A 25,511-nucleotide genomic window follows, 5' to 3' on the forward strand; every position below is an offset into this window, starting at 1 on the left:
AAGATCACAAGGCGAACGCCATGAAACAGCTGGTGCTCGATTTAGGTGCGGAACCAGCGCACAGCCTCGCATCGTTCGAGGTGGGACAGAATGCCGAATCGGCAGCGCTGATGAAGCAGTTCGCCGATCGCAGCTCGCGCGAGCACTTCGCCTACCTGTGGGGCGCGGTCGGCGTCGGCAAGTCGCACCTGCTCAAGGCCCTGGCCAGCAGCGGCAGCGAGGCCGAACAGGCGCGCGCGCGCTACATCTCGCCGTTTTCGATCGAGTCCGAATTCGTCTACTCGCCGGAGGTGGACCTGTACCTGCTGGACGACTGCGAGAAGCTGTCGCCGGTGGCGCAGATCGACGCCTTCGCGCTATTTAATGAAATCCGCGCCAACAACGCCTTCATGGTCTGCAGCGGCAACGTCGCGCCGGCCGTGCTGCCGGTGCGCGAAGACCTGCGCACGCGCATGGGCTGGGGCCTGATCTACCAGATCCACGGCCTGACCGACGACGAAAAGAGCGCCGCACTGGCCGCCGCCGCCGCCGCCCGTGGCTTGACGCTGTCGGCTGGCGTGATACCCTACCTGCTGTCGCACTTCCAGCGCGACATGCGGTCGCTGTCGACCATCCTGGACTCGCTGGACCAGTATTCCCTTGAAACCCAACGCCCGATCACTCTGCCGCTGCTGCGCGAGTGGCTGCAGGCGGAAGCGAAAGAATGATGAACCTCGCCCTTTTTGACCTCGACCACACCCTGCTGCCGATCGACTCCGACTTCGAATGGGGCCAGTTCCTGGTGCGCACCGGCGCCGTCGACGCCGTCGAATACGACCGCCGCAACCGGGAGTTCTTCGCCCAATACCAGGCCGGCACGCTCGATCCGGTAGAATACCTGGAGTTCACGCTTGGCACGCTGGCGCGCTTCCCGCGCAAGCAGCTGGATGACATGCACGCGCAGTACATGGCCGAAGTGGTGACGCCGGCGCTGCACCCGGCGGCGCGCGCGCTGCTGCAAAAACACGCCGACGCCGGCGACCTGGTGGCCATCGTCACCGCCACCAACCACTTCGTCACCGCGCCGATCGCCAAGGCGCTGGGCGTGGAACACCTGATCGCTGCTATGCCGGAACTGGACGCCGACGGCAACCTGACCGGCAAGCTGCTTGGCACGCCGACCCAGGGACCGGGCAAGATCGTCCACACCAAGGCGTGGCTGGAAAAAATGGGGAAAACGCTGGAAGACTTCGACACTGTCTACTTCTACAGCGACTCGCACAACGACCTGCCGCTGATGTCGATCGTCAGCCATCCGGTGGCGACCAATCCCAACGAAAAACTGAAAACGCACGCCGCCGCACAAGGCTGGCCATTAATTGACCTATTCAATGATTAAGAAACTGATCCGCAAAATCCTCGGCACCAAGAGTAAAGCGGTCCGCGATCCGAACACGCCGGTGGTGCTGGGGCCAGAAGCCCACGGCATCGATCCGCGCCTGCTGTCCAATAACGCCGTGCGCGTCACCAGCAGCCTGCAGGAAGCCGGCTACGAAGCCTTTGTGGTCGGCGGCGCCGTGCGCGACCTGCTGCTGGGCGTGAAGCCGAAAGACTTCGACATCGCCACCAACGCCACGCCGGAACAGGTCAAGCGGCTGTTCCGCCGCGCCTTCATCATCGGCAAGCGCTTCCAGATCGTGCACGTGATGTTCGGCCAGGACCTGCTGGAGGTGACCACCTTCCGCGGCACGACTTCGGCCAACGCGCCGAAGGACGAACATGGCCGCGTCCTGCGCGACAACACCTTCGGTTCGCAGGCGGAAGACGCGGAACGTCGCGACTTCACCATCAACGCCATGTACTACAACCCGGCCAACCAGCAGGTGCTGGACTACCACGGCGGCATTGAAGACATCCGCGCCAAAACGCTGCGCATCATCGGCGTGCCGGAAGCGCGCTACCGCGAAGACCCGGTGCGCATGCTGCGCGTGGTGCGCTTCGCCGCCAAGCTGAAATTCGCCATCGAGCTGGAAACCGGCGCCCCGATCAAGGTCATGGCGCCGCTGATCAACAACGTGCCGGCCGCGCGCGTGTTCGACGAAATGCTCAAGCTCTTGATGAGCGGCCACGCGCTGGCCTGCTTGCAGCAGCTGCGCAAGGAAGGCCTGCATCACGGCCTGCTGCCGCTGCTGGACGTGGTGCTGGAACAGCCGCTGGGCGTCAAGTTCGTGACGCTGGCGCTGGACTCGACCGACTCGCGCATCCACGCCGGCAAGACCGTATCGCCGGGCTTCCTGTTTGCGTCGCTGCTGTGGCACCAGGTGCTGGAGAAGTGGACCGCCTACCGCGCGTCCGGTGAACAGACCATCCCGGCGCTGCATCTGGCGGCCGACGACGTGCTCGATTCGCAGACGGAGAAGCTGGCCCTGCAGCGCAAGATCGGCACCGACATGCGCGACATCTGGTCGATGCAGCCGCGCTTCGAGCGCCGTACCGGCAAGGCGCCGCACAAGCTGCTGGAACACCTGCGCTTCCGCGCCGGCTACGACTTCCTGCTGCTGCGTTGCGCCTCCGGCGAAATCGACGCCGAAATCGGCGACTGGTGGACTGCCTTCTATGAGGGCGACGAGATCACCCGCGAAGAACTGATCGCATCGGCCCGCGCGCCGCGCGATGGTGAAAGCAGCGGCGGTGGCTCGGGCGGCGCAGGTGGCGGCAGCACTGGCGGTCCCGCCAAACGCAAACGCGGCCCGCGCCGTGGTGGCCGCAACCGCAGCGGCCGTGGTGAAGGCGGCGACGGCGGCGAAGGTGGTAGCGACGCTCCTGCGCGCGACGGCAGCGCCGAGTAATCTCCGCCGCATCATGAACACCGCAATTTCCGCCGGCCTGGCGCCCGCCTCCGCACAGGACGATAAGGCGCCGTTCGCATTCACGCTTGCCTACATCGGCATCGGCGCCAACCTGGGCGATGCCCAGGCCAACGTGCTCGATGCGCTGGAACGGCTGCAGCGCCAGCCCGGCTGCACGCTGCTGGCGGCGTCGGGCCTGTACCGCACCGCGCCGATCGACTCCAGCGGCGACGACTACATCAATGCCGTCGCCCGCATCGCCACCACACTGGACGCCGAAGCGCTGCTGCAAGCGCTGCACGGCATCGAACAGGCGCACGGCCGCGAACGTCCCTACCACAACGCCCCTCGCACGCTGGACCTCGACCTGCTGCTGTACGGCGATGCCGTGATTAACAGCGCCACGCTGACGGTGCCGCATCCGCGCATGACCGAGCGCGCCTTCGTGCTGGTGCCGCTGCTGGAGATCGCGCCGTCCATCCATATTCCCGGCCACGGAGCGGCGTCGCAGTACGCCGCCGGCGTGGCCGACCAGGGCATCCGCCCGCTTTAAAGTAAAGGATTTATCATGTCTGGATACCTGCAAGGAACCGAACTGGCCGCCGGCCAAAAGCCCGCCGAAGCCACCGCACCTGCACCGACCAAAGCGGTCGTCAACAAGGCTGTCACCGTCAACACGCTGCAAGCGCTGCATGCCGCGCGTGAAAAAATCACCATGCTGACCTGCTACGACGCCAGCTTCGCCTCGCTGATGGACCGCTGCGGCGTCGAGATCCTGCTGATCGGCGACTCGCTGGGCATGGTCTGCGCCGGCTACACCTCCACGCTGCCGGTCACCGTCAACGACATCGCGTATCACACTGCCTCCGTGGCGCGCGGCACCAAGTCGGCGATGATCGTCGCCGACCTGCCGTTCGGCGCCTACGGCACGCCGGAAACCGCCTATGCCAACGCCGTGCAGGTCATGCAGGCCGGCGCCCACATGATCAAGATCGAAGGCGGCGCATGGCTGGCCGACACCGTCAAGTTCCTGACCGACCGCGCGATTCCGGTCTGCGCCCACCTCGGCCTGACGCCGCAATCGGTGCACCAGCTGGGCGGCTACAAAGTGCAAGGCAAAACCACCGAAAGCGCCGACCTGCTGAAGGCCGACTGCCTGAAGATGCAAGCCGCCGGCGCCTCGCTGGTGGTGCTGGAGGCGATTCCTTCGGCGCTGGGCAAGGAAGTCACCGACCTGCTGTCGATTCCGACCATCGGCATCGGCGCGGGTCCGGACTGCTCCGGCCAGGTGCTGGTGATGCACGACCTGCTGGGCGTTTTCCCAGGCCGCAAAGCGCGCTTCGTGAAGAACTTCATGGACGGCCAGACCAGCATCGACGCCGCCATCACCGCCTACGTCAGTGCCGTCAAGGACGGCAGCTTCCCGGCGCAGGAACACTGCTTCTAAGAAGCTGACCAACTAAGTGGCGTGCCGCACAGAGCGGCGCGCTCACCGGCGCTAATGTGGTGAGAGACTTCCCTTGAAGGACTCACGCATGAACTCCAGCGATCAACTGAATATCGACACACTGCGTTTCCTCAGTGTCGACATGGTACAAAAAGCCAACAGCGGCCATCCCGGCCTGCCGCTCGGCGCCGCGCCCATGGCCTATGTGCTGTGGACGCGCTTCCTCAAACACCACCCCGCCAATCCGCACTGGTTCGACCGCGACCGCTTCGTGCTGTCGGCCGGCCACGGCTCGGCGCTGCTTTATAGCCTGTTACACCTGAGCGGCTACGATCTGCCGCTGGAACAGCTACAGCAATTCCGCCAGTGGGACAGCATCACGCCCGGCCATCCGGAACGCGGCGTCACGCCCGGCGTGGAAGTGACCACCGGTCCGCTGGGCCAGGGCTTCGCCAACGGCGTCGGCATGGCCATTGCGGAGGCCAGCCTGGCGGCGCGCTACAACCGTCCTGGCCACAACGTGATCGACCACCACACCTACGGCATCGTCAGCGACGGCGACCTGATGGAAGGCATCGCGTCGGAAGCCGCATCGCTGGCCGGCCACCTGAAATTGGGCAAACTGATTTACCTGTACGACGACAATCAGGTCACGCTGTCGGCCGGCGCCGACATGACCTTCAGCGAAGACCGCGCCGCGCGCTTTGCTGCCTATGGCTGGCATACGCAGACGGTGGATGACGCCAACAACGTCGAAGCCATCGAACAGGCGCTGGCCACGGCGCGCGCCGAGGTGCACAAGCCGTCGCTGATTCTGGTGCGCAGCCATTTAGGCTACGGCTCGCCAAATAAGCAGGACAAGATCGACGCCCACGGCTCGCCGCTGGGTGCGGACGAAGTGGCGCTGACCAAGCGCGCACTGGGCTGGCCCGAACAGCCGGTCTTCCTGATTCCCGAGGAAGCGCGCATGGCGTATGCAACCGCCGGCGCGCGCGGCGGCCATAGCGAAGCCGAATGGCGCGACCGCATCGACGCCTATGCGCAAGCCTTCCCCGACCTGGCGCGCGAGCTGCATCAACTGATGGAAGGCGGCACAAGCGGCCTTCCTGAAGGCTGGGACGCCGACATTCCCGTGTTCCCCGCCGATGCCAAGGGCGTAGCGACGCGCACGGCGGCCGGCAAGGTGGCCAACGCCATCGCCGCCAAACTGCCGGCGTTGATCGGCGGCTCGGCCGATCTTGACCCATCTACCTTTACCGCATTGAAGGACTTCGGCGACTTCCAGCCGGACAGCCCACCCGGCGCGGAAGAAGCCGGCGACCGCCAAGGTTCAACTGGCGGTGGCTGGAGCCGCGCCGGCCGCAACATCCACTTCGGCGTGCGCGAACACGCGATGGCGGCGATCAGCAACGGCCTTGCGGCACACGGCGGCACGCTGCCGTTCAACGCCACCTTCCTGGTGTTTGCCGACTATATGCGGCCGGCGATGCGTCTGTCGGCCATGATGGGATTGCAGGTGGTGTATGTGTTCACGCACGACAGCATCGCCCTTGGCGAAGACGGCGCCACGCACCAGCCGATCGAGCACCTTGCCAGCATGCGCGCCGTGCCCGGGCTGGTGGTGATCCGCCCGGCCGATGCCAACGAAACGGCTGCCGCGTGGCGCGTAGCGGTGCAATCGGCCGGCCAGCCGGTGGCGCTGGTGCTGACGCGCCAGCACCTTCCCACGCTGGACCGCGAGAAATTTGCGCCAGCCGACGGCCTGCAATGCGGCGCTTATGTATTGAGCGAAGCAGAAGGCGGCGACGCACAGATCGTGCTGATCGCCACCGGCTCGGAGGTGCATCTGGCGCTAGAGGCGCAAACCAAACTCCACGCGGACAATGTGCGCGCCCGCGTGGTGTCGATGCCGAGCTGGGAGCTGTTCGACCAGCAGCCGCAGGAATACCGCGACCAGGTGCTGCCACCGCAGCTGACCGCGCGCCTGTCGATTGAAGCCGGCGCCACGCAGGGCTGGCATCGCTATGTCGGCACGCGCGGCGACGTGCTGGGCATAGACCGTTTCGGCGCCTCGGCGCCGGGTGAACGCGTGCTGCGCGAGTATGGCTTCAGCGTGGAGAACGTGTGCCTGCTGGCTCACGCCGTCCTCGCCCGCAACGCCTGAATCACGTGATCGACGGAAGGCGGCCAAGCCGCCTTCCATCAAGCCTTGCTCTTCTCTTCGATAACGTCCATCAGCTTTTTCCACGACTTGCTGAACGACTCCGCGCCTTCGGTTTGCAACTGCGCGGCCAACGCATCGACGTCAATCCCGGCGTCGGCAAACTGCTTCAGCACTTTCTCCGCGTCGCCACCTTCCGGCGGCATACTGCCATTCACCACACCATGATCGACAAACGCCAGCAGTGTCTTCTCCGGCACGGTATTGATGGTGTTAGGCGCCGTCAGCGACTCCACGTACAAAATATCAGACGCCGCCGGATCCTTGGTACCAGTGCTAGCCCACAGCAAACGCTGCGCCAAAGCACCCGCCTCCGCCAGCTTGCGCCAACGCTGCGACGCAAGCAACTCACGATACGCAGCATAAGTCTGCCGCGCCACGGCGATCCCCAGCTTGTTCTTCAGCTCCTCCGGCACCTTGTCCTTGACGCCAGCATCCCAGCGACTGACAAACAGCGACGCTACCGACGCCACCTTCGGATCCAGCCCCGCATCAACGCGCCGCTCTATGCCGCGCAGATACGCCTCGGCAGCCGTCAGATACTGCTCGCGCGAAAACAGCAACGTCACATTAACCGGAATGCCTGCAAAAATCGCCTCCTCAATCGTCTTCACACCTTCTGCCGTGCCGGGAATCTTGATGAAGGCGTTCGGCCGCTGCAAGCGTTCATGCAAAGTGCGCGCCTCGCGCAGCGTGCCCTCAGCATCATGCACCAGCAGCGGCGACACTTCCATCGACACCCAGCCGTCGATGCCATGAGAGGCCTCGTGCATCGGCCGGAACAGATCGGCGGCCTGCTGTAAATCTTCGAGCGCCAGTTCGAGGAACAGCGGTTCTCCCTTCCCGCCGGCCGCGCTTTTGGTGCGGATTGCTTCATCGTAGAAATCGGCTCCCTGGATGGCCGCCTCGAAGATGCTCGGATTCGACGTCAAACCGCTGATCTCATACTCGTCGATATACTTCTTCAGCGTGCCGCTGGTCAGCAGGCCTCGCGTGATATTGTCCAGCCACAGGCCTTGGCCCAGCTGGCGTAAATGTAGTGCAGGATTCATGACACAGTCTCCTTTTGAAGGCCGGTAAAAGCCGGCAAGTCATAGCCCAGCAAATCGCCGATGCGATCGACCGCCAGATCCGGCGTCGTGTAACCGGCGACATCGTCGGCAAACGCGTAGTGGCCCTGACGCGGAAAAACGGTGGTAAGCCGGTCGGCCCAGCCCTTCTTCATCGCGGCCAGAATACGTACCTTATCGTCGATCATCACATAGTGGCGCGCGGGATAAGCCACCTCGATCTGCTCCAGCATGGTCTCCTTGTGGATGTAGATCAGCACATTGCCCTCCACCGCATCCCACAAGCCCGAATACTCCACTTTGCGCGGCTGGAACACCACGTCGCCATCCGACAGGATCACGACCTTGCCCCACTGGCGCAGGTGCTTGATGACGTCCAGCGCGCCGGGATACAGGCGGTCGGCAAAGCGGTAGTTCATCAGCCACCCCGCCATCAGCAACAGCTTGGGATCGTTCATGGCGTCGATGCGATAGCGCTGCAACGCGCCGAGGTAATCGGCATAACCGAGTTGCGCAAAAAGCTCCGTGTAAATGCTCCAGTAGCGATCGCGCGCCTCGGCGCCGAACTCCTTTTCCAGATGCTCGCGCAAATCGCTCTGGACACGGTCGTTGTCCATCAGCGTGTTGTCGCAATCAACCAGAAACACGATATCGTCAGCCATTACGCGGTTCCTGACTTATGCGGTTTCTCGGCGTGACCGCCAAAGCCGGCACGCATCGCCGACAGCACCTTGCCGGCGAATTCCGCATTGCCGCGCGAGCTGAATCGCTCGAACAGCGCGTTGCTCAACACCGGCACCGGCACGCCTTCGTCGATGGCGGCGGCGATGGTCCAGCGGCCTTCGCCGGAATCGGACACGCGGCCGGCATAGGCTTCCAGATGCGGATCCTGAAGCAGCGCGTCGGCCGTCAGGTCCAGCAGCCAGGAGCTGATCACGCTACCGCGTCGCCATAGTTCGCTGATCTCGCCCAGATCCAGATCGTACTGGTAGTGCTCCGGGTGGCGCAGTGGCGTGGTCTCGGCATCGACTTCCTGTTCCTGCTTTCCGATATTCGCGTGGCGCAGGATGTTCAGCCCTTCCGCATACGCGGCCATAATGCCGTACTCAATGCCGTTGTGGACCATCTTGACGAAGTGGCCGGCACCATTCGGGCCGCAATGCAGGAAGCCCTGTTCTGCGCTGCTGCCAGGCTTGTCGCGGCCGGGCGTGGGCGTGGCCGCATCGTGGCCCGGCGCCAGCGTGGAGAAAATGGGCTCCAGATGCTTGACCACTTCCGGCTCGCCGCCGATCATCAGGCAGTAGCCGCGCGTCAGGCCGTGCGTGCCGCCGCTGGTGCCGACGTCGACGTAGTGCAGCTTCTGTTCCTTCAGCTGCGCGCTGCGGCGAATATCGTCGTGGTAGTGCGAATTACCGCCGTCGATAATGATGTCACCCGGCGATAGCAGCGGCTTCAAAATATCCAGCGTGGAGTCGACCGCGCCGGCCGGCACCATCAGCCACAGCACGCGCGGCGTTTCCAGCTTGGATACCAGGTCCTCCAGCGACGAAGCGCCGGTGACGCCGTCACGCAGCACCGCGTTGACGGTCTCCGCGTGGCGCGCGTAAGCGACACTGTGGTGACCCGCCGCCGCCAGGCGCCATACCATATTGGCGCCCATGCGCCCCAGTCCTATCATTCCGATCTGCATAAAGATCCTTCGCGTTGTACAGGTTCGATGGGCGAGCAGGACTCAAGCCTGCACGCGCTAACGCCAGCTTAGGCTTCGGTAAAAATGAATTCGGTTAGATGGAGCACATAGCGGCGCCACCAGACTAGCAGATTTGTTTCTGGATTGTGTCAGCGAGGAAGTCGTCGAAGGCCGACAGCAGGCGCGCGACGTCTTGAGCGGTGGTAGACGGACAGACCAGCAGCATATTGTGGAATGGCGTAATCAACAGTCCGCGATTGAGCAGGTAGAGGTGAATTGCCTGTTCCAGTTCGAAATCCATGACGGCGTGCGCTTCGCTGCCGTTACGCGGCGGCTGGTCGGTGAACTGGAATTCAGTGCGGGCGCCGATTTGCGTGACGCACCATGGCAGGCCGTGGCGCGCGATCACATCGCGCAGTCCTTGCGCCAGCTGCGCCGCCAGCGCGAACATATGATGGTAAGCCGGCTCTGTCATCACCTGTTCCAGATTGGCGCGCATCGCGGCCATGGCGAACATATTGGCGCTCAACGTGGTACCGATGCCCGAATGGCCGGGCGGCGCGCTGCGCTTGGCTTGCTCCACGCGGCGCGCCAGTTCCTCCGTAAAGCCATACGCAGCGCAGGGAATGCCGCCGCCGATTGGCTTGCCGATCACCAGCGCGTCCGGCATCATGCCATGCGCGCGGACGTAGCCTCCGGGGCCGCTGCTGATGGTGTGGGTTTCATCAATCACCAGCAGCGCGCCATGGCGCTTGATCAGCTGCTGCGCAGCCTCCCAGTAATCCGGCTGCGGCAGCACCATGCCGACGTTGGTCATCACCGGTTCCGCCAGCAAACAGGCGATATCGCCTTGTTGCAAAGCCGCCTCCAGCGCCGGCAGGTCGTTGAACTCCACCACCACCGTGTGATCCGTCAGCGCGTGCACTTGACCGAGCAGGCTGTCGCGCTGCGTCGGCACGCCGTCAACCAGATCGACAAAGACATCATCCACCGTGCCGTGATAACAGCCATTGAAGACCAGCACCTTGCTGCGTCCCGTCGCCGCGCGCAGCCAGCGCAGCACGAAGCGGTTGGCGTCCGACGCGGATAAGGCGAACTGCCAGCATGGCAGACCAAAGCGCCGCGCCAATTCGGCCGCCACCGGTCCGGCGTCTTCAGATGGCAGCATGGCGGTGTAGCCGCGCTTCGCCTGGCGCGCGATGGCCTGCGCCACCGGCTGCGGCGCGTGGCCGAACATGGCGCCGGTATCGCCCAGGCAGAAGTCCACGTACTCGTGGCCATCCGCATCGCGGAAGCGCGCACCACTGGCTTCACGCACCGTCAACGGGAATGGCGTGGACCAGTCATTCATCCAGTGCATCGGCACGCCAAACAGCAAATTTTTTCCAGCCTCCGCCGCCAGCCGCGCCGACTCGGGATTGCGCGCGATGTAGCTGTCGCGCTCCGCCGCAACCAACGCCTGCATGCGCTGCCGGTTCACACCCGCGCTCATACCAGCAGCATCAGATGCTCGCGCTCCCACGAGCTGATAACGCGGCTGTAGGTGGCGAACTCCAGTTCCTTCACCTCGCAGAACGCCTGCACAAACAGCTCGCCCAGCATTTCGCCCAACGGTTTGCATTCGCGCAGCCGCACGATGGCATCTTCCAGATTGCGCGGCAACTGGTCGTGCACCTGTTCCGCGCTGCCCGACGTTGGCGCAGAAGGTTTGAGACCTTGCGTCATGCCGAGATAACCGCAGGCCAGCGTGGCCGCCATCGCCAGATATGGATTCACATCCACGCCCGGCACGCGATTTTCCACGCGGCGGTTGAGCGGCGCGGAATTCGGCACGCGAATGCCGCAGGTGCGGTTGTCATAGCCCCAGTGCACATTGGTCGGCGCCGACATGAAGCGCGACAGGCGGCGATACGAATTCACATGCGGCGCAAACAGCAGCGTGGCCGGCGCGATGTACGTCTCCAGCCCCGCGATATAGTGGAAGAACAAATCGCTGGCATCGCCATTCTTGCGCGAAAAGATATTTTCGCCAGTGGTCGTATCCAGCACGCTCTGATGGATGTGCATAGCGCTGCCCGGCTCCGTTTCCATCGGTTTGGCCATGAAGGTGGCAAAGATCCCATGCCGCAGCGCCGTCTCGCGCACCGCGCGCTTGAACAGGAACACGCGGTCGGCCAGCTCCAGCGCCTCGCCATGCGTGAAGTTGATTTCCATCTGCCCCGCGCCGGCTTCGTGGATCAGGGTCTCCACGCCCAGGTCATGCTGCTTGCAGAAGGTCGATAGCTCCAGAAAAAAGGGATCGAAGTCGTTGACCGCATCGATGGAATACGACTGCCGGCCGGACTCTATTTTCCCACTGCGGCCCAGCGGTGGCGCCAGCGGCTCGTGCGGATTGCTGCTGCGGGCAACCAGATAGAACTCCATCTCCGGTGCCACCACCGGCTGCCAACCCTGCTCCTCATACATTCGCAGCACCTTGCGCAGCACGGCACGCGGCGACAGGCCGACCGGCGTGCCGTCGAAATCCTGGCAATCGTGAATCACCAGCGCGACGTTTTCAGCCGCCCACGGCACCTGCCGCAACGTGGCCAGATCGGGCACACAGATCATATCGGGATCGGTGGCGCCGACATACGGCAGGTTGTTGGGCTGCTCGCCGTTGACGGTATTCAGCAGGACGCTCTTGGGCAGACGCATCTCGCCTTCGTTGAGGAACAAGTCCTTGGGCAGGATTTTGCCGCGCGCGATGCCGGTCATATCCGCGATCACGCATTCCACCTCGTGGATATTGCGTTCGCGGAGGAAGTCTCTCATGGCCTGGCTCATCGTCGCTCTCCTGCTCAGAAGCGGTTCAGGTAGCGCGCGGTTTCCCATGCGCTGACGTGTTGACTGTATTCGATCCACTCGGCGCTTTTCAGCGCGCAGAATTCGCTGACGATGGTGCTGCCCAGCGCTTCGGCCAGCACGGTGTCCGCCTTCAGCGCGGCAGCGGCATCGCCCAGGTTTTGCGGCAGCATACGCAAGCCAAGCGTGGCTCGCTCAGCATCGCCCATCTCGTACACGTCCTGGTTGACCGGATCGCCCGCGTCCAACGCCCGTTCGATGCCGTCCAGGCCCGCCGCAATCACGCCGGCCAGCGCAAGGTAAGGATTGGCCGCACTATCCGGCAACCGCCATTCGATCCGCTGATGCACGGTGCGCGCCACCACCGTGCGGTTATTGTCGCCGTAGCCGATAAACGCCGGCGCCCAGCTGGTGCCGGACTGCGACTGCCCGCACATCAGACGCTTGTACGAATTGACGGTTGGCGCGCACAGCGCAGTCAACGCTGGTGCGTGGTGCAGCAAGCCGGCGAGGAAGTGATACGCCAGCGGCGACAAGCCCAATGCACGGCCGCCCGGTTCCGCGTGATCGGCCGGACCGTGCGCAAACAGGGCGTTGCCATCGGAATCCGCCAGCGACAGATGAAAATGAAGTCCGCTGCCAGGCCGATCGGCAAACGGCTTGGGCATCATCGAGAACAGCATGCCCTCTTCCTCCGCGATGTGGTGTGCGGCCATCTTGAACAGCATGAAGTTATCCGCCGCGCGCAGCGCATCGGCGTGGTGGTAGTTGACCTCGAACTGCCCGGTGGCGTCTTCGTGGTCGATCTGATAGACACCCAGGCCGCATTCGTTCAGCGAAGTGGTAAGCTTGTCGAGGAAGGACCGGCGGCGCAGCAGGCTTTTCGTATCGTAGGATGGCTTCTCCAGCGCGTCGCTGGTTTCGGCGTCGTAACCGTTCGGGCCTTTTTGCAGCAGGAAGAATTCCGGCTCCAGGCCGGCGTTCAAGGTCCAGCCACGGGCCGCCAGCCGCGCCACCTGATGGCGTAGCACCTGGCGCGGACAGGCATCGAACGGCTTGCCGGCAACGTGACCATCCAGCACCACGCGCGCATAGCCTGGCATCCAAGGCATCGGCTGCAACGTGGTCAAATCGGCGCGGCCATAATATTCCGAACGCGGCCCGTTGCGCGGCAAGCCAGTGCCCCAGATCGACGCCCCGGAAAAGCCGGCGCCCGGCGACACGACATCGCCCAGATGCGCCAGCGGCACCAGCTTGCCCTTGGCCGCGCCGTGTATGTCGGTGAACTGCGCGAAGACGTAGCGCACGCCCTGCGCGCGCAGTTCCTCTATCCGATCTGTATCCATGTGGTTTTCAGTTCCGTGTATTTGTCGAATGCATGCAGCGACTTGTCGCGGCCATTGCCGGACTGCTTGTAGCCGCCGAACGGCACGGTGATGTCATCGCCGTCATACTGGTTGACGTGCACGGTTCCGGCGCGCAGCGCGCGCGCGGTCTGGATTGCCTTGCTCAGGTCCGACGTCCACACGGCGGCATGCAGGCCGTATGGCGTGGCGTTGGCCTGCCGCACCGCATCCTGCACGTCGGTAAAGCTCAGCACCGACAGCACCGGCCCGAAGATTTCCTCGCGCGCGATCACCATGCTGCTATCTACCTGATCGAACAGCGTTGGCTCGATGTAGTAGCCGCCCGTATCAGTGCGAGCCTGCTTGCCGCCCGTGAGCAGCCGTGCGCCACCTGCGTGGCCGGCTTCGATGTAGCCCATCACCGTCTTCAGCTGCGTAGCATCGACAATCGCGCCCATGACCGTATTCTCGTCCAGCGGATCGCCTGGCTGGTAAGCGGGCATCTTGGCCAGCGCCTTCTCCAGGAAGCGTTCCTTGATCGACTCTTCGACGAACAAACGCGAAGGCGCATTGCAGCTCTCGCCCTGGTTGAAGAAGATAGAGCCGATGGCCGCGTCTACCGCCGCATCCAGGTCCGGACAATCGGCGCAGACGATGTTGGCCGACTTGCCGCCCAATTCAGTCCACGCCCGCTTCAGGTTCGACTGTCCCGCCATCTGCATGATCTGTTTTCCCACGCGCGTGGAGCCGGTGAAGCCGATGCAGTCCACGTCCATGTGCAGCGCCAGCGCGGCGCCGGCTTCCGCGCCAAAGCCCGGCAGCACATTGAACACGCCCGACGGCACGCCTGCTTCCAGCGCCAACTCCGCCAGCCGCAGCGCCGTCAGCGGCGACTTCTCGGACGGCTTGAGCACCACGCTATTCCCTGCCGCCAGCGCCGGCGCGATCTTCCACGACGCCATCAGCATCGGATAATTCCACGGCACGATGGCCGCCACCACGCCGACCGGCTCACGCGTAATCAGCGCCAGACTATTGGCCGCCGTCGGCGCAATTTCGTCGTAGACCTTGTCGATTGCTTCGCCATACCAGCGGATGCAATTGGCCGCGCCGCCCACGTCCACCGACTGGCTGTACTTGATCGGCTTGCCCATATCGAGCGTCTCCAGCAGCGCCAGTTCTTCGACGTTCTGCTGCATCAGGTCCGCAAAGCGGATCAGCACCCGCTTGCGCTGCGCCGGCGACTTGCCGGCCCAGCGGCGATCGTCGAACGCCGCGCGCGCTGCTGCCACGGCGATGTCCACATCCACGCCATCGCAACGCGCCACCATGCCCAGCGTGCGGCCATCGATGGGCGACAGGTTCTCGAACTGCTGTCCCGATTTCGCCCACACCCGCTCACCGCCGATGAAGGCACGGCCATCCGCTTGCAGCGCGGCCGCCTTGTCATGCCATTTACCCATTGTCGTCTCCTTAGAGCCAGCCGCGTTCCTTTACATCGGCATACGTCAGATCGAGGCAGTGACGGATCAGCGCCAGCATCTCATCGATCTGCGCCTTGGTCAGCACCAGCGGCGGCGCGATGATCATGCGGTCGCCGACGGCGCGCATGATCATCCCGTTATTGAACATATAGCCGCGGCACACCATGCCCACAGCCAGCGATTCGTCGAAGGCCACGTTGTCGTGCACCGTAGTGCCCTTGCTGCGCACCAGATTCAAGCCGGCGACAAAGCCGCAGCTATCGGCATAGCCCACCAGTGGATGATCCGCCAGCGCCGCAAAGCCCTTCTTCAAATAAGGGCCAGTATCATCGGCCACGCGCTCGATCAGTTTTTCATCTTCAATGATGCGGATGTTTTCCAGCGCCGCCGCGCAAGCCACCGGATGGCCGGAGTACGTGAAGCCGTGATTGAACTCGCCGCCCTGCTCAATCAGCACCTTGGCCACGCGGTCGCCCACCAGCACGCCGCCCAGCGGCACATAGCCCGACGTCACGCCCTTGGCGAAAGTGATCAGGTCCGGCTTGATGCCAAACAGCTCGGACGCAAACCAGCGGCCCAGCCGCCCGAAGCCGCAGATCACTTCATCAGCAATCAGCAGGATGCCGTACTTGTCGCAGATGCGCTGGATCTCCGGCCAGTAGGTGGCCGGCGGAATGATCACGCCACCCGCACCCTGTATCGGCTCACCGATAAACGCCGCCACCTTGTCCGGCCCCACTTCCAGTATCTTCTTCTCCAGCCAGGACGCCGCCTCGATGCCGAATTCGTCCTCCGTCATGCCCTTGCCGGATTCCAGATAACTCGGCTGGCCGATATGCACGATGCCCGGTATCGGCAAGCCGCCCTGCTCGTGCATACCCGACATCCCGCCCAGCGACGCACCGGCCATGGTGCTGCCGTGGTAGGCGTTATGGCGGCTGATGATGGTGTGGCGCTCCTTGTGTCCCAATACATCCCAGTAGCGGCGCACCATGCGCACATTGGTGTCGTTGCCTTCCGAGCCGGAGCCAGTGAAGTACACATGACTGAACTGCGGCGGCGAAATCTGCGCCAGCTTGGTGGCCAGCTGCACCGCCGGCACATTGGTGGTGTTGAAGAAGCTGTTATAGAAAGGCAGCGTCTCCATCTGCTGGTACACGGCTTTCGAAATGCTGGTTCGGCCATAGCCCACGTTCACGCACCACAGGCCAGACATGCCGTCGATGATCTTGTTGCCCTCCGAATCCCACAGGTAGATGCCGTCGCCGCGCACCATCACGCGCGCGCCTTTTTCGCCGAGCGCCTTGTGGTCGGTGAAGGGATGCATATAGTGTGCCGCATCCAGCTTCTGGATTTCGGCGGTATTGTAGTCGCTCATATGGCCTCCGGTTAAACGTGCAGCAGCAGGTGCTCGCGCTCCCACGGGCTGATGACGGTCATGAATTCCTGATGTTCCAGATCCTTGATGGCGGCGTAGACATCGATGAAGCGTTCACCCAGCACGCTGCGCAATCGGTCTTCGCCACGCAGCAGTTGCAGCGCTTCCGGCAGGCCTTGCGGCAGCTCGACTTTCAGGTCGTAGGCGCTGTCGGTGGTCATCGGCGTCGGGTCCAGCTGGTCGACCATGCCGAGGTAGCCGCACGCCAGCGTGACCGCCAGCGCCAAGTATGGATTGGCGTCGGCGCCGATGATGCGGTTCTCCACGCGGCGATCCTGCACACCGGATTCCGGCACGCGGAAGCCCACGGTGCGGTTGTCCATGCCCCACTGGATATTGATCGGTGCAGCCGTGTGGCGGACGATGCGGCGGTAGGAATTCACATACGGCGCCACGATCGCCATCGCCGACGGCATATAGCGTTGCAGGCCGCCGATGTAATGCTTGAACAGCGGCGAGGCCGAGCCATCTTCCGCACTGAAGATATTCTTGCCAGTGTTGGCATCCACCACGCTCTGGTGCACATGCATCGCCGATCCGGGTTCGCCGGCCATCGGCTTGGCCATGAAGGTGGCGTACATATCGTGCTTGAGCGCCGCCTCGCGCAAGGTGCGCTTGAAGAAGAATACCTTGTCCGCAAGACCCAGCGGCTCGCCGTGAAGGAAGTTGATCTCCATCTGGCCGGCGCCGATTTCGTGAATCAGCGTGTCCACATCGAGGCCCATCAAATCGCAGTAATCGTAGATATCTTCAAACAGCGGATCGAATTCGTTGACGGCGTCGATGCTGTAGACCTGGCGGCTGGTCTCGGCGCGGCCGCTGCGGCCGATTGGCGGCTTCAATGGCAGGTCCGGATCGCTGTTTTTGGCGGTCAGGTAGAACTCCAGTTCCGGCGCCACCACTGGCTTCCAGCCTTTGTCCGCATACAGTTTGAGCACGCGGCGCAGCACGGAGCGCGGCGCGAAATCGACCAGGCGGCCATCGGCGAAATAGCAGTCATGGATCACCTGCGCGGTAGGATCGGTAGCCCACGGCACCATGGTGATGGTGGTCGGATCGGCCTTGAGGACCATATCGCGGTCGGTGCTGGAGATGGCGCGGTCGTAGCCCGCGTCTTCGGTTGGATAATTGCCGGTGACGGTCATGCCCAGCACCGCTTCCGGAATGCGCATGCCGCGCTCCTGGGTGAATTTTCCGCGCGGGAGAATCTTCCCACGCGCCACGCCGGTCAGGTCGGGCACCAGGCATTCAATTTCTGTGACCCGCTTCTCGTTGAGCCACAGGTCCATGTCGGTATAGCTAAAGTTTTCGCGAATTGCCATTTGCTTCTCTCGTTATAGTTATCGGGTGGCCTTGTAGGCGCGGCAGGCGTCGCCAAAGGCTCTGAATAATTTGACGGAGTCCGGATTATCGGAAAAGCGCCACTCTGGATGCCACTGTACCGCGAGCGTAAATCCCTTGGCGTCCGCTACGCGATACGCTTCCACCAGGCCGTCGTCGGCATGCGCCTCCACCGCCAGGCCAGACGCCAATTGGTTGATGCCCTGGCCGTGCAGCGAATTGACCATGATCTCGCTGGCGCCGTTGAGGATCTGCGCCATGCGTCCTCCGGGGTCTAGCAGCACGCGGTGCGACGGCGCGTATTGCTGGTCCAGCGTATCGTCCTTGCGTTCGCGATGGTCGGCCATGCCGGGTACCGCATGCACCGCCTGATGCAGCGATCCGCCCAGGGCCACGTTCACTTCCTGGAAGCCGCGGCAGATCGCCAGCAGTGGTATGCCGCGCTTGATGGCGGCGCGTATCAGCGGCAGCGTCGTGGCGTCGCGCGCTGCATCCAGCGGCAGCGATGGGTCGAGCACCGCTTCTCCATACAGGGCGGCGTCGATATTGGAGGGAGAGCCGGTCAGCATTACGCCGTCGGCCAGCGCCAGCAACGCTTCAAAGTCGGTGGCCGCGCCGAGCGCCGGCACGATCAGCGGCGTGCAGCGCGCACCGTCTGCCACGGCGGCCACGTACTTGAGCTGCGCGGTGTGATAAGCATGAGCGCCAATCCGGTTGACGCACGCGGGAACCAAAACGACAGGGCTACGCATAGAAGCTTTCATCTATCTGATTTAATTAAATGATATGCCTATTTTGGTATTATTGTGAGCGCCACTTTTTGATATTTGATAGAACCACTTTTTGATGTCCCCAACTTCCGACCTGCTGGCCGCCGCACTGGCGCAATCCGGCTTTCATCCCCGTCTTCCTCAGCAGCGCAGGTTGTACGAAGCCGCCAAGGCAGCGATCCACCAGCAGCGCCTTGGCGCCGGCGGCAAACTGCCGTCCAGCCGTGATCTGGCGCGGGATCTGGGCATGGCGCGCAATACGGTGATCGCCGCGTTTGAGCAGCTGGCGGCGGAAGGCTATGTGGTCAGCTCGCGCGGCAGCGGCACGTATGTGGCGGATTTGCAGGCGCATAGCGCGTCGATGCGTGGTGTTGGGGCGACGCCACAGGGCCGCTCAACAGCGCCGGCGGCCACGCCCAGCGCGCGCCTGTCGCGGCGCGGGCAGGAACTGACCAGCTACGCGGCCGGCCCGCAGTTCGAGATCCAGCCGTTTGCGCCGGGAGATCCTGACTTCTCGTCATTTCCCTTCAAGCTGTGGCAGCGGCTACAAAACCGCGTGTGGCGCGAGGCGCGCAACGACCTGCTGGACTACGGCCAGTCCGGCGGCCACCTGCCGCTGCGCCAGGCCATCACCGAATACCTGCGCATATCGCGCTCCGTCAAAGTGGAAGTGGAACAGGTGATGATCACCGCCGGCACGCAGCAATCGCTGGACCTGTGCGCCCAGTTGCTGGCCGATGTCGGCGACACCGCCTGGATTGAAGACCCGTGCTACTGGGGCGCGCGCCGCGTATTCCAGGCGCGTGAACTGAAGCTGCGGCCCATCACCGTCGATAGCGACGGCATCGCCATCGCCGCCGCCGACCTGGCCACCAAGCCACGCCTGATCTACGTCACGCCATCGCACCAATACCCAACCGGCGCGGTGATGAGTCTCGCCCGTCGCCGCGAACTATTGGATGTCGCGGTACGCAAGGACGCGTGGATATTGGAGGATGACTACGACAGCGAATTCCGCTACACCGGCCGTCCGCTGGCCGCGCTGCAAGGCCTGGATCACGACGACCGCGTGCTTTACATGGGTACCTTCTCCAAGGTGCTCTACCCCGGCATCAAGGTCGGCTACCTGGTGGTGCCGCCGGCGCTGATCCCGGCCTTCCGCAGCGCGCTGTACGACTTGCAGCGTCCCGGCCAACTGACGGTGCAGGCCACGCTGGCGGACTTCATCACGCTCGGCCACTTCACCGCCCACGTGCGCAAGATCCGCCAGACTTACGGCGCGCGGCGCGAACTGCTGCGCCACATGCTGGCGCAAAAGCTGCCGCGCAGCGTCACCATCTCGCGCGAGGAATCGGGCCTGCATCTGGTGATCGAACTGCCGGACCAGGTGGACGACATGGCGCTGGCGCAGCAGGCGGCGATGCAAGGCATTTCGGTCAAGGCGCTATCGACGTATTACCTCAAGCCGCCGATACGGCGCGGCCTACTGGTCGGCTACGCCTACTGCACGCCAGAGCAGATCACCGACTACGGCCGCCTGCTTGGGACCATCATCGCGGCGGAGGCGGCGGCATGAAGAATATGCCGTGGCGCGATTTTATCGCCTTGGTCGCCAGCATCGGCGTGGTCGGCCTTGGCCTGGGCGCGACGATTCCGCTCACCGCGCTGACGCTGGACCAGCGCGGCGCCGGCATGGACGTCATCGGCATCATCACCGCCATCAGCGCGGTCGGCATCCTGGCGGCGGCGCCGTTTGTCTCGCGCTGGGTGGCCGGGCATGGCCCGCGCGGCTGCATGATAGTCGCGATCCTGCTGGCGGCTCTATCTACCGCATTAATGGAAACCACCGACAACCTGCTGGCCTGGGGCTTGCTGCGCTTTGTGTTCGGCGCTTGCATGGGCGTGCTGTTCACCATCGGCGAAGCGTGGGTGAACAACCTGGCGCCTTCGAATTCACGCGGCAAGGTGGTGGCGATCTACACCACCGCCTTCACGCTGTTCCAGCTGATCGGCCCTGCGCTGGTGGCGGCACTGGCGGGCAAGGTCGCACTGCCGTTTGCGTCCTGCGGCGCGCTGTTCCTGCTTGCGCTGCCCGGCATGCTGCTGATCGATGGCGGCGCGCACGGCCACGAGGATGAAGCGCCGGTGGCCTGGCAGCGCATCCTGCCGCGCATGTGGATGATCGCCATCGGCGCAGCCTTCTTCGCCATGTTCGACACGGTGGCACTTAGCCTGCTGCCGGTGTACGCCATGCGCCACGGCATAGCGACCGAACTGGCGGTGCTGTCGGCAACGGTGGTGCTGGTGGGCGACACCGCGCTGCAATTCGCCTTCGGCTGGCTGGCCGACCATGTGGGACGGCGCAAGGTGCACGTGGGCTGTGGCGTGGCGGTGTGCGTGCTGCTGCCGATACTGCCGTTTGCGGCGGGCACGTCATGGCTGTGGTGGACGGTGCTGCTGGTGCTGGGCGCGGTGGCTGGCGCGATCTACATGCTGTCGCTGGTGGCGTGTGGTGAACGGTTTGAAGGCCAGTCGCTGGTCGCGGCCAGCGCGGTGGTCAACGCCAGCTGGGGCATCACCAGCGCCGGTGGACCTTTGGTGACGGGAGTCTTAATGCAAACGGCCGGCGTGAATGCACTGCCGGCCGTTCTATGGGTAGGCGCCGCGATCTTCATCGCCAGCGCATTTTTGGACAGGACCGGGGACAGGAATTAACCTTTGGCCGCTGCCGCCAGCTGCTTCGAACGCAGGCGTTCGGCGCGGGCGATGTACAGGCTGGAGGCAATGACGCCGATCGATACCACCAGAATAGTCAGCGCCGCCACCGCATTCACGCGCGGATCGAGGCCAAGGCGCGCGCGCGAGAAGATCACGATCGGCATGGTCGATGAGCCAGGGCCGGACAGGAAAGCCGACAGCACCACGTCATCCAGCGACAGCGTAAACGTCAGCAGCCACGCGGAACCCAGGGCCTGCTTGATGTTCGGCAGCGTCACCAGGAAGAACACCTGGAACGGGCGGCAGCCCAGATCCATCGCCGCTTCTTCCAGCGACTTGTTCATCTCCTGCAAACGCGATTGCACCACCACCGTCGCATAGGCCATGCCCAGCAAGGTGTGGCCCAGCCAGATCGTCACCAGTCCGCGCTCCGGGAAGCCGAACATCTTCTGCACCGACACCAGCATCAGCAGCAGCGACAGGCCGATGATCACCTCCGGCATCACCAGCGGCGCGCTCACCATGCCGGTGAATAGCGTGCGGCCCTTGAAGCGCTGGTAGCGGTCCAGCACAAACGCAGCAAAGGTGCCAAGGATGACCGAGCCGCAGGCCGTAAGCAGCGCAATGCGCAGCGACAGCCCGAAGCCGCTGATGATCTCCGTGTCGCTGGCGAGCGCCGCATACCATTGCAGCGAGAAGCCGCTCCACACCATATCCTGGCGCGAGCTGTTAAACGAAAACACCACCAGCACCACGATGGGGATATACAGGAACAGGTAGCCCATCGACAGCCAGCCACGCCCGAACCAACGATGCAGGAACTGGGTCATTTGCGCGCCTCCTGGTCTGCCTTGTATTTATTGAAGATCGCCATCGGCACCAGAATGAACAGGATCACCACCACCGTCACGGCGGACGCCAGCGGCCAATCGTTATTGGTAAAGAATTCGTCCCACAGCTGGCGGCCAATCATCAGCGTCTCCGGGCCGCCCAGCAGCTCGGGAATCACGTACTCGCCCACCGCTGGGATGAACACCAGCATGGTGCCGGCAATGATGCCGGACTTCGACAGCGGCACGGTGATGCGCCAGAAGGTCTGCCATGGCGTCGCGCCCAGGTCGGCCGCCGCTTCCAGGAAGCGCACGTCCATCTTCACCAGGTTGGCGTACAGCGGCAGGATCATGAATGGCAGATACGCGTACACCATGCCGATGATCAGCGAGAACTGGGTGTTCATCAGGTGCAGCGGCTCCGAGATGACGCCGAGATTCAGCAGGAAGCTGTTGAGTATCCCGTTGTTGGCCAGGATGCCCTTCCACGCGTAGATGCGCAGCAGGAAGGAGGTCCAGAACGGCATCATCACCAGCATCAGCAGCACCGGACGCGCGGCCGGCTTGGCGCGCGCCATGAAGTAGGCGAACGGATAGCCGATGAAGAGGCACAGCGCCGCCGTGATCGCGGCGAACTTGAGCGAGTTCAGATACGTCAGCGCATACAGCTCGTCCTGCGCGATGAACAGGTAGTTGGCGATCTTGATCTTCAGCGTCAGCACGCCGTCAGCCATTGTCATCAGGGTGCCGAACGGGCTGCCGTCGCCGCTGTCCAGATCCGCGAAGCTGATGCGCAGCACGATCAGGAACGGAATCAGGAAAGCAAAGGTCAGGTACAGGAACGGCACGGCGATCACCGTCGCGCGTCCCGGATTCTTGAACAGGTTCTTGAGGTAGTTCATGCCCATCTGCCTTAGCTGGTCAGCACGACGACGTCGGCGCCGTCCCACCATGCGTAGACGCGCTGGTCGCGCTTGAGCGCCGCATCGTCATGGCGCGCCGCGTTGGTGCGCGAGACCTTCACCACCATGCCGCCGTCCAGCGTGATGTGGTAGCTGGTTTCGTTACCGAAGTAGGAAACGCCGGTGATCACGCCCTGCACGCAGTTGTAGCCATGTTCGGCCGCCGTGGCACGCTGCTCCAGCGTCGGCGCCTCGGCCTGCACGGCGATCTTTTCCGGCCGCACGGCGACCGAGACCGGCATTCCCATGGTGCCGGTAATGCCGTGGGTGATGTAATGCTTGCCCTCCGGCGTATCGATAATCACGTGGTCCGGCTCATCTTCCGTCACGCTGCCGTTGAACAGATTGACGCTGCCGATAAAGTCGGCGACGAAGCGGCAGTTCGGCGTTTCGTAAATATCGGCCGGCGCGCCGACCTGCAGGATGCGGCCCGCGCTCATGACGGCGATGCGGGTGGCCATGCTCATGGCTTCGTCCTGGTCGTGGGTGACCATCACGCAGGTCACGCCCACTTCCTCGATGATGCTGACCAGTTCCATCTGCGTGCGTTCGCGCAGCTTCTTATCCAGCGCGCCAAGCGGCTCGTCCAGCAGCAGCAACTGCGGACGCTTGGCCAGCGACCGCGCCAGCGCCACGCGCTGCTGCTGTCCGCCGGACAGCTGGTGCGGCTTGCGTTTGGCGTAATCAGTCAATTGGACCAGCGCCAGCATCTTCTCGACGCGCGCGGCGATTTCGTCCTTCGGCAGGCCGTCGCGGCGCAGGCCGAAGGCGATGTTGTCCCATACCGACAGGTGCGGGAACAGCGCGTACGACTGGAACATCATATTGATCGGGCGCTGGTACGGCGGCACGCTGACGATGTCCTGGCCCGCCAGCGTGATGCTGCCGGTGGTCGGCGTTTCAAAGCCGGCCAGCATGCGCAACAGGGTGGACTTGCCGCAGCCCGAGCTGCCCAGCAGTGCGAAGATTTCGCCCTTGTTGATCGCCACCGATACGTCATTGACGGCACGGACGCCATCGAATTCCTTAACCAGGTTGCGGATCAGGAGGAAAGGTTCAGCAGCTCGCTCTATGGTCATGTTATTAAAAGGGTAAAATAATATTTGCCAAACCGGTGATTATAAAGGTAGTGATCAAACGTGGAGCAACAAGTGTTCCCGCTCCCACGGCGAGATCACCGTCATGAATTCCTGATGTTCCAGCTCCTTGATGGCCGCGTAGACATCGATGAAGCGCTCGCCCAGTACTTCGCGCAGCCGGTCTTCCCGGTGCAACAGCTGCAGCGCCTCCGGCAGGCCTTGCGGCAGTTCGTAGAAGTGGTCGTAGGCGCTGCCGGTGTACATCGGCGTCGGCTCCAGCTGGTCGACCAGGCCAAGATAGCCGCAGGCCAGCGTCACGGCCATGGCCAGATAAGGATTAGCATCGGCGCCGATGATGCGGTTCTCGACCCGCCGCTGCTCGACGCCAGAAATCGGAATGCGGAAACCCACGGTGCGGTTGTCCATGCCCCACTGGACGTTGATCGGCGCCGCCGTGTGGCGCACGATGCGCCGGTACGAATTGACATACGGTGCCAGGATCGCCATCGCCGACGGCGTATAGCGCTGCAAGCCGCCGATGTAGTGGCGGAACTGCGGCGACGGCGAGCCATCCGCGAGACTGAAGATATTGCGGCCGGTGGCGGCGTCACTCACGCTCTGGTGCACATGCATCGCCGATCCGGGTTCGCCAGCCATCGGCTTGGCCATGAAGGTGGCGTACATATGGTGCTTCAGCGCCGCTTCGCGCAAGGTGCGCTTGAAGTAGAACACGTTGTCGGCCAGCGCCATGGCGTCGCCGTGCTGGAAGTTGAGACCCATCTGGCCGGCGCCGGTTTCGTGGATCAGCGTATCGACGTCGAGATTCATCAGCGCGCAGTAGTCGTAGATATCCTCGAACAGCGGATCGAATTCGTTGACGGCGTCAATGCTGTAGACCTGGCGCGTGGTTTCGGCGCGGCCGCTTCGGCCCACCGGCGCGCGCAACGGCAGGTCGGGATCGATGTTCTTCTCGGTGAGGTAGAACTCCAGCTCCGGCCCCACCACCGGCTTCCAGCCCTTGTCCGCATACAGTTTAAGCACGCGGCGCAGCACGGAGCGCGGCGCGAAATCCACCAGCGTGCCGTCGGCGAAGTAGCAATCGTGGATCACCTGCGCGGTAGGGTCGATGGCCCAGGGGACGGTGGTGATGCTGCCGGGGTCCGCGCGCAGGATCATGTCGCGGTCGGTGTTGGAGATGGCGCGGTCATAGGCCGCGTTCTCGGTCGGGTAGTTGCCGGTGACGGTCATGCCCAGCACCGCCTCGGGAATCCGCATGCCGCGGTCCTGCGTGAATTTGGCGCGCGGCAGGATCTTCCCGCGCGCTACACCCGTCAAGTCGGGCACCAGGCATTCAATTTCGGTGACCCGGTTATCGTTGAGCCACTGGTCCATATCAGCATCGGAGAAGTTTTCACGGATAGACATGCGCGCACTCCATTTTGC

General features: G+C 63.6%; 22 protein-coding genes. 8 read left to right on the forward strand and 14 right to left on the reverse strand.

What is annotated here, in order from left to right:
* Window positions 1–20: 20 nt before the first annotated feature.
* From hda to tkt, 6 genes are all read left to right on the forward strand, one after another.
* Window positions 21–707, forward strand: a complete 687-nt coding sequence (gene hda / locus GTP69_RS08315) for a DnaA regulatory inactivator Hda (RefSeq protein ID WP_161044400.1) — start codon at window positions 21–23, stop codon at window positions 705–707.
* A complete protein-coding gene (locus GTP69_RS08320; RefSeq protein WP_161054655.1) occupies window positions 707–1,378 on the forward strand; it encodes a histidinol-phosphatase in 672 nt (223 codons plus the stop codon). Before hda ends, GTP69_RS08320 begins: the two co-directional genes overlap by 1 nt.
* The gene (gene pcnB / locus GTP69_RS08325; protein ID WP_161054440.1) at window positions 1,371–2,828 is read left to right on the forward strand and encodes a polynucleotide adenylyltransferase PcnB; all 1,458 of its coding nucleotides are present in this window, start codon (window positions 1,371–1,373) and stop codon (window positions 2,826–2,828) included. Before GTP69_RS08320 ends, pcnB begins: the two co-directional genes overlap by 8 nt.
* A gap of 13 nt (window positions 2,829–2,841) precedes the next feature.
* Complete coding sequence (gene folK / locus GTP69_RS08330; protein ID WP_161054441.1) at window positions 2,842–3,381, forward strand: 2-amino-4-hydroxy-6-hydroxymethyldihydropteridine diphosphokinase; 540 nt, start codon at window positions 2,842–2,844, stop codon at window positions 3,379–3,381.
* Window positions 3,382–3,396: 15 nt separating this feature from the next.
* The gene (gene panB / locus GTP69_RS08335; protein WP_202424344.1) at window positions 3,397–4,275 is read left to right on the forward strand and encodes a 3-methyl-2-oxobutanoate hydroxymethyltransferase; all 879 of its coding nucleotides are present in this window, start codon (window positions 3,397–3,399) and stop codon (window positions 4,273–4,275) included.
* 88 nt (window positions 4,276–4,363) lie between these two features.
* Window positions 4,364–6,439, forward strand: coding sequence for a transketolase (gene tkt / locus GTP69_RS08340; RefSeq protein ID WP_161054442.1), 2,076 nt, complete (start codon window positions 4,364–4,366; stop codon window positions 6,437–6,439).
* A 38-nt stretch (window positions 6,440–6,477) separates the two neighbouring features.
* Here the strand turns inward: tkt and tal are convergent, their stop codons facing one another.
* From tal to GTP69_RS08390, 10 genes are all read right to left on the reverse strand, one after another.
* Window positions 6,478–7,548: a transaldolase gene (gene tal / locus GTP69_RS08345; protein WP_161054443.1), complete on the reverse strand. Its 1,071-nt coding sequence runs from the start codon at window positions 7,546–7,548 to the stop codon at window positions 6,478–6,480.
* Window positions 7,545–8,228, reverse strand: coding sequence for an HAD family hydrolase (locus GTP69_RS08350; RefSeq protein WP_161054444.1), 684 nt, complete (start codon window positions 8,226–8,228; stop codon window positions 7,545–7,547). Before GTP69_RS08350 ends, tal begins: the two co-directional genes overlap by 4 nt.
* Window positions 8,228–9,256: a phosphogluconate dehydrogenase (NAD(+)-dependent, decarboxylating) gene (gene gnd, locus GTP69_RS08355; protein ID WP_161054445.1), complete on the reverse strand. Its 1,029-nt coding sequence runs from the start codon at window positions 9,254–9,256 to the stop codon at window positions 8,228–8,230. The genes GTP69_RS08350 and gnd overlap by 1 nt, the downstream gene beginning before the upstream one ends.
* Window positions 9,257–9,380: 124 nt before the next feature.
* Window positions 9,381–10,748 (reverse strand): aspartate aminotransferase family protein, encoded by a 1,368-nt coding sequence (locus tag GTP69_RS08360; RefSeq protein ID WP_161054446.1) that lies wholly within the window; start codon window positions 10,746–10,748, stop codon window positions 9,381–9,383.
* A complete protein-coding gene (locus GTP69_RS08365; protein WP_161054447.1) occupies window positions 10,745–12,082 on the reverse strand; it encodes a glutamine synthetase family protein in 1,338 nt (445 codons plus the stop codon). Before GTP69_RS08365 ends, GTP69_RS08360 begins: the two co-directional genes overlap by 4 nt.
* A gap of 14 nt (window positions 12,083–12,096) precedes the next feature.
* Complete coding sequence (gene glnT / locus GTP69_RS08370) at window positions 12,097–13,446, reverse strand: type III glutamate--ammonia ligase (RefSeq protein WP_161054448.1); 1,350 nt, start codon at window positions 13,444–13,446, stop codon at window positions 12,097–12,099.
* Complete coding sequence (locus GTP69_RS08375) at window positions 13,428–14,909, reverse strand: aldehyde dehydrogenase (RefSeq protein WP_161054449.1); 1,482 nt, start codon at window positions 14,907–14,909, stop codon at window positions 13,428–13,430. Before GTP69_RS08375 ends, glnT begins: the two co-directional genes overlap by 19 nt.
* Before the next feature lie 10 nt (window positions 14,910–14,919).
* Window positions 14,920–16,308 carry an aspartate aminotransferase family protein gene (locus tag GTP69_RS08380; protein ID WP_161054450.1) on the reverse strand — a complete coding sequence of 463 codons (1,389 nt, stop codon included), beginning with the start codon at window positions 16,306–16,308 and terminating at the stop codon, window positions 14,920–14,922.
* 11 nt (window positions 16,309–16,319) lie between these two features.
* Window positions 16,320–17,690: a glutamine synthetase family protein gene (locus tag GTP69_RS08385; protein ID WP_161054451.1), complete on the reverse strand. Its 1,371-nt coding sequence runs from the start codon at window positions 17,688–17,690 to the stop codon at window positions 16,320–16,322.
* 18 nt (window positions 17,691–17,708) lie between these two features.
* Window positions 17,709–18,461 (reverse strand): gamma-glutamyl-gamma-aminobutyrate hydrolase family protein, encoded by a 753-nt coding sequence (locus GTP69_RS08390; protein WP_161054452.1) that lies wholly within the window; start codon window positions 18,459–18,461, stop codon window positions 17,709–17,711.
* 94 nt (window positions 18,462–18,555) lie between these two features.
* On the opposite strand from GTP69_RS08390, the gene pdxR reads away from it, so the two are divergent.
* Together pdxR and GTP69_RS08400 are read left to right on the forward strand one after the other, a co-directional pair.
* Window positions 18,556–20,055, forward strand: a complete 1,500-nt coding sequence (pdxR, locus tag GTP69_RS08395) for a MocR-like pyridoxine biosynthesis transcription factor PdxR (protein WP_161054453.1) — start codon at window positions 18,556–18,558, stop codon at window positions 20,053–20,055.
* Window positions 20,052–21,194, forward strand: coding sequence for an MFS transporter (locus GTP69_RS08400; RefSeq protein ID WP_161054454.1), 1,143 nt, complete (start codon window positions 20,052–20,054; stop codon window positions 21,192–21,194). Before pdxR ends, GTP69_RS08400 begins: the two co-directional genes overlap by 4 nt.
* Here GTP69_RS08400 and GTP69_RS08405 read toward each other — a convergent pair.
* Genes GTP69_RS08405 through GTP69_RS08420 form a run of 4 tightly spaced genes read right to left on the reverse strand, consistent with a single transcriptional unit; the run spans window position 21,191 to window position 25,493 of the window.
* Window positions 21,191–22,027 (reverse strand): ABC transporter permease, encoded by an 837-nt coding sequence (locus GTP69_RS08405; RefSeq protein ID WP_161054455.1) that lies wholly within the window; start codon window positions 22,025–22,027, stop codon window positions 21,191–21,193. The two genes, GTP69_RS08400 and GTP69_RS08405, sit on opposite strands and share 4 nt — an antisense overlap.
* The gene (locus GTP69_RS08410; RefSeq protein WP_161054456.1) at window positions 22,024–22,929 is read right to left on the reverse strand and encodes an ABC transporter permease subunit; all 906 of its coding nucleotides are present in this window, start codon (window positions 22,927–22,929) and stop codon (window positions 22,024–22,026) included. The genes GTP69_RS08405 and GTP69_RS08410 overlap by 4 nt, the downstream gene beginning before the upstream one ends.
* Window positions 22,930–22,940: 11 nt before the next feature.
* Window positions 22,941–24,068, reverse strand: a complete 1,128-nt coding sequence (locus GTP69_RS08415; protein ID WP_161054457.1) for an ABC transporter ATP-binding protein — start codon at window positions 24,066–24,068, stop codon at window positions 22,941–22,943.
* A gap of 54 nt (window positions 24,069–24,122) precedes the next feature.
* A complete protein-coding gene (locus tag GTP69_RS08420; protein ID WP_161054458.1) occupies window positions 24,123–25,493 on the reverse strand; it encodes a glutamine synthetase family protein in 1,371 nt (456 codons plus the stop codon).
* Between the last annotated feature and the right edge of the window lie 18 nt (window positions 25,494–25,511).

The organism is Duganella levis, from assembly GCF_009857605.1.
GTDB classification, from domain to species: Bacteria; Pseudomonadota; Gammaproteobacteria; order Burkholderiales; family Burkholderiaceae_D; genus Rugamonas; species Rugamonas levis.